This is a genomic window from Natronococcus sp. A-GB7 (genome assembly GCF_029688865.1).
In the GTDB taxonomy this organism is placed as follows: Archaea; Halobacteriota; Halobacteria; order Halobacteriales; family Natrialbaceae; genus Natronococcus.
The window spans coordinates 1-16426 of sequence record NZ_JARUKV010000003.1 but is presented as its reverse complement, the minus strand read 5'-3'; the positions used below and the strand labels follow the sequence as shown (position 1 = coordinate 16426).

Genomic DNA, 16426 nt, shown 5'->3' with positions numbered 1-16426 from the left:
GTCGAACGGCTTAGGCGTCCGGGCCGTCCGCGGCGAGTTCGTCGAGCGTTGCGCCGATCTCTGCGAGGTACTCCTCGGGTTCGTACCCCATGCGGACGATCCAGACGTCCTGGTAGGAGGGATGTAGAATCGGAACGAGCCAGGTGTCGAGGGTCTCACAGCGGACGGGCTCGAGGACGGAGTCGATGAACCCGTCGAGCCCGCGGCCCTCGGCCGCCAGTACGGATTTCGTCGCGTGCTTACCCGTCGCGAGGACGACGTCGGGCTCGAGGGTCTCGACCTCCGTTGCCAGGTGGGCTCGACAGTTCGCCCGCTCCTCGTCGGTCGGCTCGCGGTTGCTGGTCGGATCCTCCTCGCTCGCGGGAAAACACTTCACCGCGTTCGTGTAGTACGACCGTTCGTCGTGGCCGACCCGCTCGAGCATCCCCCGGATCCGTCGGCCCGAGTGGCGGGAGGTGTAGGCCTTCCCCGTCCAGTTGCCCCCCTTCCAGCGGTCGGCGTCAGGGTTCCCGGAGCCGGGCGCCTCGCCGACGACGAGCACGTCGGCGTCGAGCGGGCCGGTTCCCCACGAGATGCAGTTTCGGTCCTCGGCGAGGGCGGGACAGCGCCGACAGTCGGACTCGAGGACGTTCCTCGAGTCGGGAAACGGCGGCTCCGGGGTGGCATCGTCGTTCGAAGCTGGCACGGGCTCGTTCGGGTCTCGAGGTGTATAGGCCGGTCGGATCGTCGGTAGAGCGAGGGACAAGTTTACCTTCACCGGGTGACTCTCGGACGACAATGGGCTCCGAACTCATCGCCGAATCGCTCGCACTGTTACTCTACGTCCTCGCAGCGGCCGTTCTGACCGCCGGGGGGCTCGCCGCGGAGTACGCGAGCCTCCAGCACTTCGGCTCGGGCGAAGCCGTCGTCGCGCTGTGGCTCGCCGGCCTCGGTGCGATCATGCTCTACGCTGGCATCTACGGCATCGGCTACCAGAAGGTCCTCGCGTCGGTTCGCTCGAGCTAGCTCGAGTCGGCGAGGACGGCAGTGTCGTAAACGAGCTTGACCAGCAACGCGAGCGCACCGCCGTAGTAGAGCACGGCGTCGACGAGCGTCGTGAGCGTCCTGATCCCTTCGTAGAGCGCGTTCAGGAGGGCCCGGACCTCCACGAACGCCGGCATCGCGGCTCCCGTCTCGAGCATCAACCAGTCAGCGACGACGACCGCGAGGGGTTTCAGAAATTCTCGGCCGAACAGGACTCCGACTGTACCGCGGGCCTCGAGAGAACGCCGGTCACTCCGCCCTCGAGCGCCCGTCACGGCTCGTTTGCCCTTCGTCCGGCCGCTTCTCGGGTACGTACTCCCGGCTCGGTCCCTGCGGCGTGGCGTCTCGTATCGCCAGCCGGGTGCCGACGTACGATGCCGTCGTCAGAAACGCGAAGACGAACGTGAGCCCGATCAGACTGCTAATCGCCATGTAGGGAACAACAATAATCCAACATATAGTGCTTGTTCTACGTTCGGATATTGAATACGAAGCCGACGGGTCTCGGACGGGCCGTTTTCCGGGACACGGCGACCGTGGAGGTCGTCGACTCCCGTCGAGCCGAACCTGCAATATCGATTCCTCTTTACCGTCCCGTGCAATTACGTCCGGTATGAGCAGGTTCGACGAGGTCGACGACCAGTACGACCCCCACACCCTAGAGCAACGGGTCTTCGACTACTGGGACGACGTCGACGCCTACGAACAGACGGTCGAGCACCGATCCGACGGCGACTCCTTCTTCTTCGTCGACGGCCCGCCGTACACCTCCGGGTCGGCACACATGGGAACGACCTGGAACAAGTCCCTGAAGGACGTCTACATCCGCTTCCTGCGGATGCAGGGGTACGACGTCACCGACCGTCCGGGCTACGACATGCACGGACTGCCGATCGAGACCCGCGTCGAGGAGCGGCTCGGCTTCGAGAACAAGAAGGACATCGAGGAGTTCGGCGAGGACGAGTTCATCCGGGAGTGCAAGGAGTACGCCGACGAACAGCTCGAGGGGCTCCAGTCCGACTTCCAGGACTTCGGCGTCTGGATGGACTGGGACGACCCCTACCGGACCGTCGAACCCGAGTACATGGAGGCCGCCTGGTGGGGCTTTTCGAAGGCAGCCGAGCGCGGGCTCGTCGAGAAGGGCCACCGCTCGATCTCGCAGTGTCCGCGCTGTGAGACCGCCATCGCGAACAACGAGGTCGAGTACGAGGACGTCGAAGACCCCTCGATCTACGTCAAGTTCGATCTCGTCGACCGGGAGGGGTCGGTCGTCATCTGGACGACGACGCCGTGGACGATCCCGGCGAACACGTTCGTCGCGGTCGATCCCGAGCTGACCTACCAGGGCGTCCGAGCCGAGAAGGACGGCGAGGAGGAGGTCATCTACGTCGCCGAGGACTGTGTCGAGGGCGTCCTCAAGGAGGGCCGCTACGACGACTACGAGCTCCTCGAGACCGTTACGGGCGAGGAGATGATCGGCTGGGAGTACGAACACCCCCTCGCCGAGGAGGTGCCCGACCACGTCGACGTCGACGACGCCCTCCAGATCTACGACGCCGAGTACGTCGAGGCCGACCGCACCGGACTCGTCCACTCCGCGCCCGGCCACGGTGAGGAGGACTTCCGGCGGGGCCGCGAACTCGGCCTGCCGATTTTCTGTCCGGTCGCCGGTGACGGCGTCTACACCGAGGAGGCTGGTAAGTACGAGGACCAGTTCGTCAAGGACGCCGACGAGGAGCTCATCGCCGACCTCGAGGACAACGGGGCGATGCTGTCCTCGGGAACGGTCCACCACAGCTACGGCCACTGCTGGCGCTGTGACACGGGGATCGTCCAGATCGTCACCGACCAGTGGTTCATCACGATCACCGACGTCAAGGAGGAGCTGCTTTCCAACATCGAGGACAGCGAGTGGCACCCCCAGTGGGCACGGGACAACCGGTTCCGTGACTTCGTCGAGGACGCCCCCGACTGGAACGTCTCCCGCCAGCGCTACTGGGGCATTCCCCTCCCCGTCTGGACGCCCGAGGATCGGGACGACGACGAGGACATGATCGTCGTCGCCGACCGCGAGGAGCTCGTCGAGCGGGTCGATCAGGAGATCGAGTACGACAGCGTCGACCTCCACAAGGACACCGTCGACGACCTGACGATCACCGAGGACGGGAAGACGTACACCCGCGTTCCGGACGTGTTCGACGTCTGGCTCGACTCCTCGGTGGCCTCCTGGGGCACGCTGAACTTCCCCTCGGACGACAGCACGTTCGACGAACTGTGGCCCGCCGACCTCATCCTCGAGGCCCACGACCAGACTCGCGGCTGGTTCTGGTCCCAGCTCGGGATGGGGACCGCGGCGCTCGGCGAGAGTCCCTACCAGGAGGTGTTGATGCACGGCCACGCGCTGATGCCCGACGGCCGCGCGATGAGCAAGTCCAAGGACATCCTGATCGACCCCCACGAGGCGATCGACCGCCACGGCCGGGACGTGATGCGACTGTTCCTGCTGTCGAACAACCCCCAGGGCGACGACATGCGCTTCTCCTGGGATGGTATGCAGACGATGGAGGACAACCTCCGGACGCTGTGGAACGTCTTCCGGTTCCCGCTGCCGTACATGCGGCTGGACGACTTCGATCCTCAGGGGACGAGCCTGGACGACGTCGATTCGGACCTCGAGCTGATCGACGAGTGGGTGCTCGCCCGGCTGCAGTCGACGAAAGCCGAGATGACCGAGGCGTTCGAGGACTACCGCCAGGACAAGGCCCTCGATGCGCTGCTCGAGTTCGTCGTCGAGGACGTCTCCCGCTTCTACGTCCAGGCCGTCCGCGAACGGATGTGGGAGGAAGAGGACAGCGCCTCCAAAGAAGCCGCTTACGCGACGATCTACCGCGTCCTGCGCGAGACGGTCGCCCTGCTCGCTCCCTACGCGCCGTTCGTCAGCGACGAGATCTACGGCACGCTCACGGGCGAGGCCGAACACGACACCGTCCACATGTGCGACTGGCCCGCCGTCGAGGAGTACTGGGTCGACGACCAGCTCGAGACCGACGTCGCCTTCCTGCGGGCGATCGAGGAAGCGGGCGCCAACGCCCGCCAGCAGGCCGGCCGCAAGCTGCGCTGGCCCGTTCCGCGGGTCGTCGTCGCGGCCGACGACGAGCGGGTCGCCGAAGCGGTCGAGCGCCACGCCGACCTGCTCGAGGACCGGCTCAACGCCCGCGAGATCGAACTCGTCTCGGCGGAAAACCGCTGGGAGGAGCTTCGGTACAGCGCCGAGGCCGATATGAGCGAACTCGGCCCGGCCTTCGGCGGCCGCGCCGGGCAGGTGATGAACGCGCTCAACGAGGCCCGCATCGACGAACCGGACCTCGAGACCCTCGAAGCGGCCGTCTCGGACGCGCTCGAGGACGGCGAATCGATCGAGGAGTCGATGGTCTCCTTTGTCACCGAGACCCCCGACGACATCGCCGGCACCGCCTTCTCGCTCGACGGCGACGACCGCGGCGTCGCCTACGTCGACGCCTCGCTGACCGAGGACATCGAGAGCGAGGGGTACGCCCGCGAGGTCATCCGTCGAGTCCAGGAGATGCGCAAGGAGCTCGACTTAGACGTCGAGGAGCGGATCGTCCTCGAGGTCGAGATCGACGACGACCGCGTGGCCTCGCTGGTCGAGGAACGCGAGGACCTGATCCGCGAGGAGGTCCGGGCCGACGAACTGCGGACGGTCGAGGACGGCCACCGCAAGGAGTGGGACGTCGACGGGGTCGCGATGGAGATCGCCCTCGAGCCCGTCGCGGCGGCGGAAGCCTCGGACTAAGCGCAAAACCGGATTTTTCATTAGCAGTTGGCAATCGCCCTTCTTTGTTCGGTCGCGGTGTCGAACTCAGAACGGTTGATTCGTTATATCGATCTACACACGTACCTTTTTCCGCGTCGGGATTCCGCGCTTCGCGCGGAACCACTCGCGCAAAAATCTACGCTAAAAAGCCGCTCACTCGCGATGCTCGATCGCGGGTGCTGTGCTTGAACCACACTGCAGTGATACCGCCTCCGCCTGTACACAACGCGAATGTTACACATCATCTGGCTTGGACCTACGAAAGGTAGTAACCGGCTAGTGTTAGTTTCAGTGGAACTTCAAGCATCCTGAACGTGCTTTATGAAGTGGTTCTCCAATCGTCGTCACCCGTGGGTGCAGATCGTTCACCACGTGTTCACATGCTTCTCGTAATACTCTTCACAATTAGAAGCCAAATACAAGATAACCATGAAAGCTCGAATGAGGCTCGAACAAATCTTCAAGAGTCGTTTCGATTGGGTCCGTACGTCGGCGGACGGTTCCCTCTACCCGTTCGACGCGGTCGGAATCGAGTCTGCTCAGTACCTCGGCGACCAATCGACCGACCCGCGGGCATCTATCTCCATCTCCCAGGACGGCTACGTCGTCGAGATGGGACGTGATCGATCCCGGCGAAGCGGCGAGTCAGTCGAGTAATCGGCATCTCCCGTCTGCTGACTTTATTCTCTATAGGGAACGCGATTACCACTCGAGAGGCTGAATACCGAAACCGTGCTCCGCTCTACTGTTACAGTTCGTCGGCGACCGACGGGGCAACCGACACCGCACTGTACTGGCGCTCGATCGTGTCGGTGCCGTAGATCGCCTCGACGCCGGCTCTCGAGAGCTTCGTGACGGCGTCGCGGGCCAGCAGCGGGTGGACGCAGGTGACGAACACGCGGCCGACACCGCGCTCGCCGAGGACGCCGACGGCCTCGCTCATCGTCGACCCCGTCGCGATGATGTCGTCGGTGACGACGACGTCCCGGTCCGCGACGGCGACGTCGCTGGGCGAGATCTCGACCTCGGTCCCCGAGAGTCGAGTCTTCTCGAAGTAGTCCGTCGCCCCCCTGCCGTAGGCGTCCCGAACCGTCTCGGCGAGTTCCACAGCACCCGCGTCGGGCGAGAGGAAGACGGGTTCCTCGAGGTCAGCCGGAAGGGGGTCGGCCAGTTGGTCAGCGGCGTCGACGGCCGTCGCGGTCGGCTCGAAGAAGCCACAGATCGACTCCTCGTGAGGGTTGACGGTGAGCACGCGGTCCGTTCCGGTCGAGATCGCCCGCGCGACGGCTCGCGCCGAGATCGGGTGGCCCGCCTCGAAGGCCTTGTCCTGGCGACCGTACCCCATGTACGGCAACACCGTCACGACCTCGTCGGCGCCGGCCTCCCGGACGGCATCCTGGAGCTGGAGCACCTCGAGGTGGGCATCGCTCGAGGTCGTCGAGGCGACGACGATCGCCCGGTCGACGTCGCGGTCGGCGACGTCGGGAGCGGCCGCGAGCAGTTCGCCGTCGGGGAATCGGTCGTACTCGACGGCGGCGAGCGGTTCCTCGAGGTCGCGGGCGAGGGCCGCGGCGAAGGCCTGGGAGCTGGATCCGCTGACGATCATACTCGTTGCCACAGCGCCGCGGGTAAACCCGCTTTCGTTCTCGGTGCCGGCGTTGCCGACGACTCGGCGGGACGGAAGGGCTACGGCTGCGCCGACCGTAGCCGGCGGACGGATGCACTTCGAGACGGCCGCACGGATCGTCGAGACCGCCCTCGGGACCGAACTCCGATCGGTTCGCCGCCCTGATCCGGGCTCGGTCGCCGACACGCTCGTCCTCGAGCTGGCCGACAACCCGGAGACGGCGGTCTGCAAGCGCGGCGGTGCTAGCGTCTGGACGGGCGACGTGATCGAACCGCTGGTCGTCGACCTCGTCGGCGCGGCGACCGACCTTCCGGTTCCCGAGGTACTCGCGTCGGGTTCGCTCGCGAACCCGTCCAACGCCGGGCCCGAACGGTGGGCTCTCTACGAGCATCTGTCGGGCCGAAATCCCGGGCCCGAGTATCCGGGTCTCGAGCCGGCCGTCCGCGAACGGCTCGCTCGGGAGGCCGGCGAGCTGCTCGGTCGGCTCCACGCGACGGATTCGCTCGCGTTCGACCGCGTCGCCGGGCTCGCCCGCGAGGGATCGTCACTTCGGCTGTGCGAGCCCGAGGGCTGGCACGCGGTGGATTTCGGACCCGCGCTCGAGGCGCTCCCGATACCGCCGGCCGACGACCCGGACCCCCGCCCGGTGCTCACTCACGGCGACTACCAGCCCTCGAACCTGCTGATCGACACGTCTGGCTCGATCACGGGCGTCCTCGACTGGGGGAACGCCCACGTCACCCGCGCCGAGTACGCGCTGGCCCGCGCCGAGGCTCGGTTCGTCGACGCCCACGTGCGGGAACTCGATCCGCGAGAGCGCGCTCGGCTTCGGACGGCGTTCCGATCCGGATACGCACGGGCGGTTCGGCTCGAGCCCGAGACCACTCGTCGACTCCGGGCGTACAAACTGCTCTGGATCGCCCAGTCAGCGGCGAACTACGGGCGGATCGCTGGTAGCGCTCGCGGTCGCCGACAGCTGTGGCGGCAGTGCCGTCGGCTGCTCGAGGGGTAGCTCCGTCGGCGGATTTATCCGCGATTTGCCCGAAGGAAGGGGTATGAACGATAGACAGGCCGACGACCGAACGGTCGAGTCGACCGAGGCAGATCGGTCGGCGCGGGCCGACGAGTCGGCGAGCGAGCGACGCGAGCCGCTTGATTCCGCGGGTCGAGAGGCTCCCTCGAGCCAGCCGCCGGATCCCGACCGGACCGGGACGGAGCCGGGGCCGGGAGCGGATCCGAACCGCGGCTGGGCGGCCCTCGCGTTCGCGCTGGCGCTGGTCTCGCTCGCGACGGCGGGGGCGACGGCCGCGATCCACGATCTTCCGACGGCCGCGGCCGGTGCCGCCGTGCTCGCGCTTGCGTTCGCCGCGCTCGGCGCGGTCGCGCTGACCGAGGGCTCCGGTGTGGCCGCGTCGCTCGCAGCTGGATGGGCGGAACACCGCCTCTACGTCTGGTTCGCGACGGCACTGTTCGGCGGCGGCGTCGTCCTCGGGGCCGCGCTCGTCGCCGCGGGGGTCGACCTCACGGAGCTGTTCCTCGAGCTCCTGACCGAGGAGTTCGGTGAGGAGGAGTTCGTCGACGACGAACTGGCCGGTGGCGGTGGGATCGAGCTCTCGGCGTCGTTCTTCCTCGTCCAGAACACGCCGCCGTTTCTGGCGGCTATCTTCGGGGCGCTCACGCTCGGACTGGTGACGACGGTCATCATGGTCTTTAACGGGATCATCGTCGGCAACATCGCAGTCGTCACCGGGCTCGAGGTCGGGTTCGGCCCGATCGTCGCCCTGCTCGTCCCCCACGGGATCTTCGAGCTGCCAGCGCTGTTTATCGCCGCGGGCGTCGGCTTCCGGTTCCTCCATCGGGCCGGCCAGCGGCTCGTCGGCTCGCGCGACTCGCTGTTTACGAAGACCTACGTCTATCGGACCACCCTTCTCGTCGTCTTCGGCTGGCTGTTGCTCGCGCTGGCGGCCTTTGTCGAGGCCTACCTGACGATCGTGATCGCGGAGGCGCTGTTCCCGGGGCTGGCCGAGCCGTGACCGATCGATCCGATTTCGTTGCACCGCGCTTCGCTACGGACCGGCCGATCCACGGTGCGATGGAGCGCGCTGTCGGTCAGTTCGAACGACGGTGAGAAGCGATCGATCGACCCGTGGAAGGGACGAGTACGTGAGCGGTCGGCGACCCGTGAGCGTACGACTCGGCCGGGGAGGGCGTGGAAAGCCTCCGTTGCCAGCCCAACTGTAGTAATTCACGGAAATCCTCGCTCATAGGTGCCGAGTGATAACGAAGATCGACGGATGGGGGCTGGCTCCAGCAGTTCGTACTGCAAATACGTTCAACTTCTACGACAGTACACTTCGGCCTCGACCGCGTCGCGGAACACCTCTGCTCACATCGCAAACTCGTTGCCACACTCGGTGCAGGTGAACTCGAATCGGCCCTCCGAATTAATCCTCGTCGCGTGTCGAACTTCCTCCTCACACTCCTGGCATGACACCACCGATTCGAGCTCCTCCCAGTCGTGGGTCGAGCCGGGTGCACCCATCGCCCAGCCGATAACCTCGTTTCCGGTCTCCTTTTTCGCGTAGCCCATCTGGAACTCTCCGGGTTCGAATCTGATGACTTCCCCTTCCTCGACGGTTACCCGTTCGCGCTCCTCGCCGACCTCGAATACAGCCGTTCCCTCCTCGATATAGAAGACTTCTTCCTGGTCGTGATGCGTGTGAAGCCCCCCGGAGAAGGAATCGCCCGGCGCAAGTTCGAAGTAGTTCATCGCGAAGTGGTCGGTTCCGAGCGCGTCCGAGACCGGTCGGCGTACGTCGTGAACTTGCATCGGGTTGACCTCGTTTCGCACGTTATCGATGGTCACTTTCTCCATGCGGAAAGTCAACGGACAAGAAGAGTTAATGATGTCGGCTAATAGGGGCGGATCAGTTAACAGCATAAAATGGGGTGCGAGTTTGTCTTTTGAGACACTTCGAGGGGGTGAGAGCCACGGTCACATCAGCGAGTCGTGGCTCTCACAGATGCTGAGATGACGTCTTCAGCAGCGTCTTCACTGTCGCTGTGGACGACGTATTGTCGGTCGAACTTGTCGCCAACATCTCGTGGCTCATACGACCGAAATCCGTCGACGGAGACGGCCAGCGACTCCTGCTGCATCAGGTCCGCTACAGCTGCTCCGACACGAAGCGGCGGCTCGAGAACGGATCGGGAACCGCTGGCGCGGTCGCTTGTCCTCTCCGATCTTCAGCTACAGCTCCCACGATCAACGATCTGCTTCACGAGGAATCGAAAAACTCGATCGCGTCGCCGAACTCGAGTGGAACCGACCCCTTCCGGTAGCCCTCGACGTAACCGTCGGGACGAGCGCGGTAGACGACCGCGGGGCGGTGTCGCAGGTCGGGCTGTTCACCCCGTACTGCAGCCCAGGCGTCGTCCCGGAAGCTCGAGCAGTCGACGAACAACACGGCGCCCCCGCCGTGTTCGGCGAGCTGGCCGTCGGTCTTGGTCTCGGCGGTGTCCCGAACGGCAGCGACGGGGCCGGCCGCGGCCCGGTTGGCCGGCGGCTGGGGTCGGGTTACCTCGACGAGGCGGTTCGTCTCCTCGTCCTCGGCCCGGTAGTCCAGCGAGTGTCCGGTCGTCACCTCGATCTCGGGGGTGACCTCGTAGCCTGCGTCGGTGAGGATCTTCGCGGCGATGAACTCGCCCATGGCGGCGCTCATCCGGACGCGGTCGACGTGGTTGCTGGTGCCCAGCTTCCCGGCCATGGTCGGTCGGTAGTCGTCGAGCACGCCGGTCTCGAGGAAGTTCTCGAAGTAGCGGGTTGCCTCGCGGCGACCGGCGTCGGGAAACCCCGCGGCGTGTTCACGGAAGAAAGCCCGTGTGGAATCGCGTCCGTCCTTGGACATGAAGACGGGCAGGAAGAACCACGAGAGGTAGGGGTAGTCCGCGAGCCAGGGATCGGTCTCGTGCAGCGTCGCGAGCAGCTCTCGCTGATTCCAGCGAGCGACGTGGTAGGGAACGTCCTTCCAGCCGAACTTGTCGGTCTTCCACAGCGAGGAGGGGGTCTCCGTGTTGCCCATCCAGTAGGCCTCCTCGCCGTTGCGAGCGAAAAGTGCGAGGTCGCCGTTTTGCATCTCGAAGCGGTGCGTCTCCCAGTCTGCGCCGATATCGAATCGCGGGGCCGCGGCTCGAGCGCCGATGTTCGAGCGAAGCGGACCCAGTATCTCCTGTCGGACTCGTTGCTCGCTCCAGCGGGCGGGCGAGTAACGAAAGCGAAGCGGCCGTGCCACGCCGATAGATTGTGTCCGGGAGGGTATATACTGTTCGCTGACGGGACGACGGGGGTGTGGGTCACCGTTACATTGATAAGCATCAGCTGCCTACAATGTGTATACTTACCATGTCAATGGGTGCCTATGACGAAGACGAACACGAGCGGCGCGAGGCACAGGCTTCGCGGGTGGATGCGGATTTCGACGACGAGCGGACGATCTACCACGGTAAGGTCGAGTACGACGCCGGCGAGTCGGCCGAGGAGCTGCTGAGCCAGTTCGAAGAGATGAAGTCGGATTAGGGGGTCGTCCCTCCGGATTCTTTCTGGGATCGTCGCTGTAGCAGTACCGACAGCGCCGCCACCGCGACGACGGCGATCACGTGGCCCACGAGCGCACCGACGAGGATCGGATGACCGAGAACGAACGGGACGAACAGCAGCTGGACTCCCGCGAACGCCACGTTGAGTCCGTCAGTCCGGGCGTACTCTCGGGTCGTCTTCGGCTCGAACTCGTAGACGATCGACCGCCAGAGCCCGGCGACGGTCGCCCACCAGCAGGTGCCGATCCGGTAGACGACGTCCCAGAGGATCAACAGTAACAGGGCGACCGCCAGCGCCGGCGGTTCCGGACCGAGGATCTCCGTCAGCAACGGCACGTCGCTGGTCCGGGGATCGGTGACGAACAGGTACGTGACCAGGAGGACGAACGCCACCACCCCGAGGACGACCTCGATGTTCGAGCCGAACAGCACGCGCCGATACCCCTCCGGCGACCGAAGCGCACGAACCGAGCGGCTGTACCGGAGCATGAGCCAGCTGCCGACCGCCGCGACGAGGACGGCGACGGTCCCCGGAACGACCGCTCCCCACAGCCCGTAGGCGGCCGCGACCACGAGCAGCGCCGCCTCGAAGACCGCGAACTGGATCCCGATGGCGAGCCGATCCGAAAGGTCGACCCCCGGCAGCGCACCGACGATGCTCTCGTAGACCCACGTCTCGCCGTACTCCGGAGTTCGGGTCATTCCTCGAGCGGGCGCCCCTCGTCGGGCAGCCCGCTCTCGAGGGTGTCCCCGTCGAGGGTCACTTCTTCGGCGAGCGCGCTGCGGACGGCGTCCTCGAACGGCGTCGGATCGACGCCGACGAGCTCCTGCAGGCGATAGTCCTCGACGACAACCGGGTTGACCATCCCCTCGATCAGCCGGTGGGCGACCTGCGGGTCGACGTCGGTGACGAGGTCGACCCAGTACGCCGACAGCGTCGGCGTCAGCACCGGGACCGGGACGATCATCGGTTCCCAGCCTCTCATGATTCTCGCGGTCGTCCGGAGCATCTCCCCGTAGGTGAGCACGTCCGGACCGCCGATCTCGTAGGTCTCGCCCGCGGTTTCGGGTCGCTCGAGGACCGCGAGCAGGTACGCGATCACGTCGTCGATGGCGATCGGCTGGCAGTCGACGCGGACCCACCGCGGGGTCACCATCACCGGGAGTCGCTTTGCGAGCTGGCGGACGATCTGGAAGCTCGCGCTCTCCCCGCCAATGATGATCGCCGCCCGCAGCACCGTCACCTCGGCGCTGCCGGCCTGCAGCTCGGACTCGACGAGCCGGCGCGAGGCCAGGTGTTCCGACAGCCGCTCGTCTTCGTTGCCCAGCCCGCTGAGGTAGACGATCCGCTCGAGCCCGGCGTCGGTCGCCGCCCGCTCGAAGTTCCGCGCGGCGCGTCGGTCCTGCGCGATCAGGTCTTTGTCGCCGCTGCCCATCGTGTGGATCAGATAGTAGGCGACGTCGATCCCCTCCAGAGCGTCCTCGAAGCTGCCCTCCTCGAGGACGTCGCCCTCCGCGACGGTGATTCCGTCGTCGGGCGGCTCGTAGTCGTCGGCGTCCCGAACGAGCACCGTCACGTCGTGGTCGGTCATCGCACGCAGCGCGGCGACGAGGCGACTCCCGACGAAGCCGGTCGCACCCGTCACGAGTACGTTCATACGACGGGTACGGACGATCGGCTCTTAACGAGTCGCGTTGCAGCGGTTCCGTCCTCGACTCACTCCCAGCCAGGGGTTTCGGGAGCGCCGCGTCGATCCTCGATCTTCGCCGCGAGTTCAGGATCGGGAATCGCCTCGCCGGCTCGAGTTCGATCCCGACGTCGGTGCCACTCCTCGATCGCGGGAGCGATCCACGCGTCGCCGTCCGGCTCGTCGCCCTCGAGACGCTCGAGCGCCCGCTCGTAGTGGGGCTTCGAGACGGCGACGGTGCCGGGACTCGAGGCCGCGGCGACGGCGATACACTCGGCTCGGTCAGTCGCCGACGGCTCGCCACGCTCGAGCCGGTCGAGCAGCCCCTCGAGTTCGTCGGGACGTGGGTGACAGAACAGCTTCGCGCCCAGCGCCTGCGGACCGAACAGCAGTCCGTCGGGATCGTCGTGGTCTCGCTCGAGCAGACGCTCACCGCCGAACCGGGTCTCGACGCGCTCGCACTCGGTTTCGGCACCCAGCGCGAGGGTCTGTTCGGGATAGGTTCCGCACTCGTCGGGGAAGCGGTCGCTCCCGTGGATCCGACACTGCAGCGTCGTCGGGTCGAGGAAGACGCAGGTCGGCAGCCACGTCGGCTCCTCGCGGCCGAAGGGGGCGACGGGTTTCGGCGGTTTCCGCAGGCCGACGAAGAAGACCGGACGGCCGGCGACGGCGGCCACGCGGCGGTCGCCGATCTCGACGCCCTCGCGTTCCTCGGCGACCGTCCAGAACCGCGGGGTTAGCGCCGCGGCCGCACCCCGCTCGAGGAGAGTCCGAATCTCGCCGCGGGTCAGCGCGACGAAGTTGTAACTGCCGCCCAGCGGCACGCGCTCGGAGAACGCCCGCTCGCGTTCGGCGCCGCCGTCGTGTGGTGCCGATCGGGCGCGCCGTCGTCGATTCGACCCATCGTCGGCCTCGAGCAGCGGCCGCCAGTCGAGACAGCAGCCGGCACAGCCGTGACAGTTCACCTCCATGGGCGTCGGTACCGCGGGCGTGGCCATAACCGCTGTGCCGCGGGGGAACGACTTTCACGGCTCGAGACGGATACTCGCGTATGGCGCGGGACACCTGCGACGGCTGCGGCCGAACGGTGACGGTCGCCGGCGGCATCGCCAACCTCTGGACGTTCGGCGAGGACGACGGCAGCCAGGGCTCCGCGATGACCCTGGAGTTCGAGAACGGCTCGGACCACCTGCTGTGTTACCCCTGTATTGCGGCCCTGCCGGACGAACCGACGGACGCGGACGTCGCCCGGCTGGAGCAGGTCGACGGGGAGACGTCGCGACTCGAGTCGAGTTGAGGCGGCGCCGGAGGACGAGTGGAGGGAGCGAGCGTGTGACACACCACCGAAAGCACGACCGCGATCGTTCGACCCGGCGCCGCGAGCGGAAGGGGTGGGATTTGAACGCCACGAGGCACGATGGCCGCCGCGGGCCGAGGGCACCGCGGTGCTCTACCGCTGAGCGACCCTTCCGCACTCGAACTTGAGGGCGGGATCCGTATTCGTAATCGACCCGCTACCCCGATCGTATCGACCGCCTACGTCCCGATAGGCGGCGCCTTCTCGAGTTTCGACGAGCGAAACGGACGACGACGGTTGCACGGGGCGTAACGGTTCGCAGCCTTTAGGACGCGACCGCCCCGTGGATCGAACGGTGAACCCCGAGCGGATCTTCGAGGCCTTCCCCGCGCCGAGCTACCGTGGGACCCAGGAGCAAGCCCTCCGCGACGTTCGCGACGCGTTCGCGGCCGGCAACGACGTCGTGTTGGTGCGCGCGCCGACGGGCAGCGGCAAGTCCCTGCTCGCCCGCGCGGTCGCCGGCTGCGCACGGACCGTCGAGGAGGCGGAGCCCAGCGAGGCCGCGGGCGCCTACTACACGACCCCGCAGGTCTCCCAGCTCGACGACGTCGCGGCCGACGACCTGCTGGCCGACCTGAACGTGATCCGTGGGAAGTCCAACTACACCTGCATCCTCCCCGACGAGCGTGACACGCCGGTCAACCAGGCCCCCTGCGTCCGCGAACGGGGGTACGACTGCTCGGTCAAACACCGCTGTCCGTACTTCTCCGACCGGGCGATCGCCTCGAACCGGTCGATCGCGGCGATGACGCTGGCCTACTTCATGCAGACGGCGGGCAGCGAGGTCTTTCGCAAGCGCGACGTCGTCGTGATCGACGAGGCCCACGGGCTCGCCGAGTGGGCCGAGATGTACGCGACCATTCAACTGGGACCGCGGACGGTGCCGTTCTGGGACGAGCTCCGGGTGCCCGAGCTCGACGGTCTGGATCGAGCGGTCCGGTACGCGGAGAACGTCGCCCAGATCTGTACCCGCCGAAAGGACGAGCTGCTCGCCCAGGAGTCGCTCACTCCGCGAGAGGTCCGCCAGCGCGACCGCCTCCAGGAGCTGATCGGCGAACTCGACTGGTTCGTCTCGGACTACCGGGATCCACAGAGCGCGACGACGTGGCTGGTCGACCAGTCCGATCCGCGCTCCAGCGGAAGCGAGGGCGACAGCGGTGATTCCGAGGGGGAGGGTGAGAAGCTCGGCGGGCCGCTGACGATCAAGCCGATGGATCCCGAGCGCTACCTCCGCCACACGGTCTGGGACCGCGGGAACAAGTTCGCGCTGCTGTCGGCGACGATCCTGAACAAGGCCGCCTTCTGCCGGCAGGTCGGGCTCGATCCCGCAGACGTCGCCTTGGTCGACGTCGAGCACACGTTTCCCGTCGAGCACCGCCCGCTGTACGACGTCACGCAGGGGAAGATGACCTACGAGCACCGCTCGGAGACCACGCCGAAACTCGCTCGAACGATCGTCCGGGTCATGCAGGAACACCCCGACGAGAAGGGGCTGGTCCACGCCCACTCCTACGACATCCAGGAGCGGCTGGCCGACCTCCTGGGTGATTTCGGCGTCGGCGATCGGATCCGCGTCCACGACCGGGACAGCCGCGACGCCGCCTTAGAGGAGTGGAAAGCGAGCGACGACCCCGACGTCTTCCTCTCGGTGAAGATGGAGGAGGCGCTGGATCTCAAAGGCGAGCTCTGTCGCTGGCAGGTGCTCTGTAAGGCGCCCTTCCTCAACACTGGCGACTCGAGGGTCGCCCACCGCCTCGAGGAGGGCCAGTGGGCGTGGTACTACCGGACCGCCTTGCGGACGATCATCCAGGCCTGCGGGCGGGTCGTCCGTGCCCCAGACGACTACGGCGCGACCTATCTGGCCGACTCGAGCCTGCTCGACGTGTTCGATCGCGCCCGCTCGGATATGCCCGACTGGTTCGCCGCCCAGGTCGAACGCATGGAGCGCCCGGAGCTGCCTGCGTTCGAGCCGAGTGCGGCAGTACGCAAGGGCTCGAGTTCGGCCGGTCGATCTCGGAGCGATTCGGGCCGGAGCTCGGGCGGCTACTCGAGCAGCGGCCGCGGTAGTTCCAGCTCGCGCTCGCGGCGCTCGTCGGGCTCGAGTCCGCTGGCGGACGTCTGGGATACGGACGGATAGGTAGCAATCGGATTCTCTCCGCGGATCTGGACCCAAGTGACCGAGCGTTATGTAGAGCGTGCGAACGTAATGCTGCTACTTCTATCAGCTATCGGTGATGTTGATAGAACCGTGCTGAATACAGCGCGCGAATGCATCACAGGATAGAGGCAATTCGACGAAG

General features: G+C 66.4%; 16 protein-coding genes and 1 tRNA gene. 7 read left to right on the top strand and 10 right to left on the bottom strand.

Going from position 1 to position 16426, the window contains the following annotated elements:
- Positions 1–10 precede the first annotated feature (10 nt).
- Positions 11–685, bottom strand: coding sequence for a uracil-DNA glycosylase (locus QA609_RS03470; RefSeq protein ID WP_278301192.1), 675 nt, complete (start codon positions 683–685; stop codon positions 11–13).
- Positions 686–777: 92 nt separating this feature from the next.
- Between QA609_RS03470 and QA609_RS03465 the strand changes: the two genes are divergently transcribed.
- Positions 778–1005, top strand: a complete 228-nt coding sequence (locus tag QA609_RS03465; protein WP_278301191.1) for a hypothetical protein — start codon at positions 778–780, stop codon at positions 1003–1005.
- Here QA609_RS03465 and QA609_RS03460 read toward each other — a convergent pair.
- Both QA609_RS03460 and QA609_RS03455 read right to left on the bottom strand, forming a co-directional pair.
- A complete protein-coding gene (locus QA609_RS03460) occupies positions 1002–1181 on the bottom strand; it encodes a hypothetical protein (RefSeq protein WP_278301190.1) in 180 nt (59 codons plus the stop codon). The genes QA609_RS03465 and QA609_RS03460 overlap by 4 nt on opposite strands.
- A gap of 91 nt (positions 1182–1272) precedes the next feature.
- The gene (locus QA609_RS03455; RefSeq protein ID WP_278301189.1) at positions 1273–1455 is read right to left on the bottom strand and encodes a hypothetical protein; all 183 of its coding nucleotides are present in this window, start codon (positions 1453–1455) and stop codon (positions 1273–1275) included.
- A gap of 181 nt (positions 1456–1636) precedes the next feature.
- Here QA609_RS03455 and ileS point away from each other — a divergent pair, with 181 nt between their 5' ends.
- Positions 1637–4837, top strand: coding sequence for an isoleucine--tRNA ligase (gene ileS, locus QA609_RS03450; protein WP_278301188.1), 3201 nt, complete (start codon positions 1637–1639; stop codon positions 4835–4837).
- 769 nt (positions 4838–5606) lie between these two features.
- On the opposite strand, the gene QA609_RS03445 is transcribed toward ileS, so the two are convergent.
- The gene (locus QA609_RS03445; protein ID WP_278301187.1) at positions 5607–6464 is read right to left on the bottom strand and encodes a ribose-phosphate diphosphokinase; all 858 of its coding nucleotides are present in this window, start codon (positions 6462–6464) and stop codon (positions 5607–5609) included.
- A gap of 112 nt (positions 6465–6576) precedes the next feature.
- Between QA609_RS03445 and QA609_RS03440 the strand changes: the two genes are divergently transcribed.
- Positions 6577–7497, top strand: a complete 921-nt coding sequence (locus tag QA609_RS03440; protein WP_278301186.1) for a phosphotransferase — start codon at positions 6577–6579, stop codon at positions 7495–7497.
- Positions 7498–7540: 43 nt separating this feature from the next.
- A complete protein-coding gene (locus QA609_RS03435) occupies positions 7541–8518 on the top strand; it encodes a stage II sporulation protein M (protein WP_278301185.1) in 978 nt (325 codons plus the stop codon).
- Between the two features lie 353 nt (positions 8519–8871).
- Here the strand turns inward: QA609_RS03435 and QA609_RS03430 are convergent, their stop codons facing one another.
- Both QA609_RS03430 and QA609_RS03425 read right to left on the bottom strand, forming a co-directional pair.
- On the bottom strand, positions 8872–9360 hold the full coding sequence (locus tag QA609_RS03430) for a cupin domain-containing protein (protein WP_278301184.1): 489 nt from the start codon (positions 9358–9360) through the stop codon (positions 8872–8874).
- Positions 9361–9763: 403 nt separating this feature from the next.
- Positions 9764–10777, bottom strand: coding sequence for a DUF5784 family protein (locus tag QA609_RS03425; protein WP_278301183.1), 1014 nt, complete (start codon positions 10775–10777; stop codon positions 9764–9766).
- Positions 10778–10887: 110 nt separating this feature from the next.
- On the opposite strand from QA609_RS03425, the gene QA609_RS03420 reads away from it, so the two are divergent.
- Positions 10888–11061, top strand: a complete 174-nt coding sequence (locus QA609_RS03420) for a DUF5786 family protein (protein ID WP_278290408.1) — start codon at positions 10888–10890, stop codon at positions 11059–11061.
- Here QA609_RS03420 and QA609_RS03415 read toward each other — a convergent pair.
- From QA609_RS03415 to QA609_RS03405, 3 genes are read right to left on the bottom strand one after another with little or no spacing between them, the layout of a single operon-like run.
- The gene (locus tag QA609_RS03415; protein ID WP_278301182.1) at positions 11058–11783 is read right to left on the bottom strand and encodes a hypothetical protein; all 726 of its coding nucleotides are present in this window, start codon (positions 11781–11783) and stop codon (positions 11058–11060) included. The genes QA609_RS03420 and QA609_RS03415 overlap by 4 nt on opposite strands.
- On the bottom strand, positions 11780–12739 hold the full coding sequence (locus tag QA609_RS03410) for an NAD(P)H-binding protein (RefSeq protein WP_278301181.1): 960 nt from the start codon (positions 12737–12739) through the stop codon (positions 11780–11782). Before QA609_RS03410 ends, QA609_RS03415 begins: the two co-directional genes overlap by 4 nt.
- Positions 12740–12798: 59 nt before the next feature.
- Positions 12799–13740, bottom strand: a complete 942-nt coding sequence (locus QA609_RS03405; RefSeq protein ID WP_278301180.1) for a YkgJ family cysteine cluster protein — start codon at positions 13738–13740, stop codon at positions 12799–12801.
- Positions 13741–13820: 80 nt separating this feature from the next.
- On the opposite strand from QA609_RS03405, the gene QA609_RS03400 reads away from it, so the two are divergent.
- A complete protein-coding gene (locus tag QA609_RS03400; RefSeq protein WP_278301179.1) occupies positions 13821–14066 on the top strand; it encodes a hypothetical protein in 246 nt (81 codons plus the stop codon).
- 86 nt (positions 14067–14152) lie between these two features.
- Here QA609_RS03400 and QA609_RS03395 read toward each other — a convergent pair.
- Positions 14153–14240 (bottom strand) — tRNA-OTHER (locus tag QA609_RS03395).
- A 181-nt stretch (positions 14241–14421) separates the two neighbouring features.
- Here QA609_RS03395 and QA609_RS03390 point away from each other — a divergent pair.
- Complete coding sequence (locus QA609_RS03390; RefSeq protein WP_278301393.1) at positions 14422–16263, top strand: ATP-dependent DNA helicase; 1842 nt, start codon at positions 14422–14424, stop codon at positions 16261–16263.
- Positions 16264–16426: the final 163 nt, after the last annotated feature.

Excerpts from the sequence above, each read along its gene's own strand:
- QA609_RS03465 (WP_278301191.1), top strand. The coding sequence starts at position 778 with ATGGGCTCCGAACTCATCGCCGAATCGCTCGCACTGTTACTCTACGTC.
- QA609_RS03460 (WP_278301190.1), bottom strand. The coding sequence starts at position 1,181 with ATGCTCGAGACGGGAGCCGCGATGCCGGCGTTCGTGGAGGTCCGGGCC.
- QA609_RS03455 (WP_278301189.1), bottom strand. The coding sequence starts at position 1,455 with ATGGCGATTAGCAGTCTGATCGGGCTCACGTTCGTCTTCGCGTTTCTG.
- ileS (WP_278301188.1), top strand. The coding sequence starts at position 1,637 with ATGAGCAGGTTCGACGAGGTCGACGACCAGTACGACCCCCACACCCTA.
- QA609_RS03445 (WP_278301187.1), bottom strand. The coding sequence starts at position 6,464 with ATGATCGTCAGCGGATCCAGCTCCCAGGCCTTCGCCGCGGCCCTCGCC.
- QA609_RS03440 (WP_278301186.1), top strand. The coding sequence starts at position 6,577 with ATGCACTTCGAGACGGCCGCACGGATCGTCGAGACCGCCCTCGGGACC.
- QA609_RS03435 (WP_278301185.1), top strand. The coding sequence starts at position 7,541 with ATGAACGATAGACAGGCCGACGACCGAACGGTCGAGTCGACCGAGGCA.
- QA609_RS03430 (WP_278301184.1), bottom strand. The coding sequence starts at position 9,360 with ATGGAGAAAGTGACCATCGATAACGTGCGAAACGAGGTCAACCCGATG.
- QA609_RS03420 (WP_278290408.1), top strand. The coding sequence starts at position 10,888 with ATGTCAATGGGTGCCTATGACGAAGACGAACACGAGCGGCGCGAGGCA.
- QA609_RS03415 (WP_278301182.1), bottom strand. The coding sequence starts at position 11,783 with ATGACCCGAACTCCGGAGTACGGCGAGACGTGGGTCTACGAGAGCATC.
- QA609_RS03410 (WP_278301181.1), bottom strand. The coding sequence starts at position 12,739 with ATGAACGTACTCGTGACGGGTGCGACCGGCTTCGTCGGGAGTCGCCTC.
- QA609_RS03405 (WP_278301180.1), bottom strand. The coding sequence starts at position 13,740 with ATGGAGGTGAACTGTCACGGCTGTGCCGGCTGCTGTCTCGACTGGCGG.
- QA609_RS03400 (WP_278301179.1), top strand. The coding sequence starts at position 13,821 with ATGGCGCGGGACACCTGCGACGGCTGCGGCCGAACGGTGACGGTCGCC.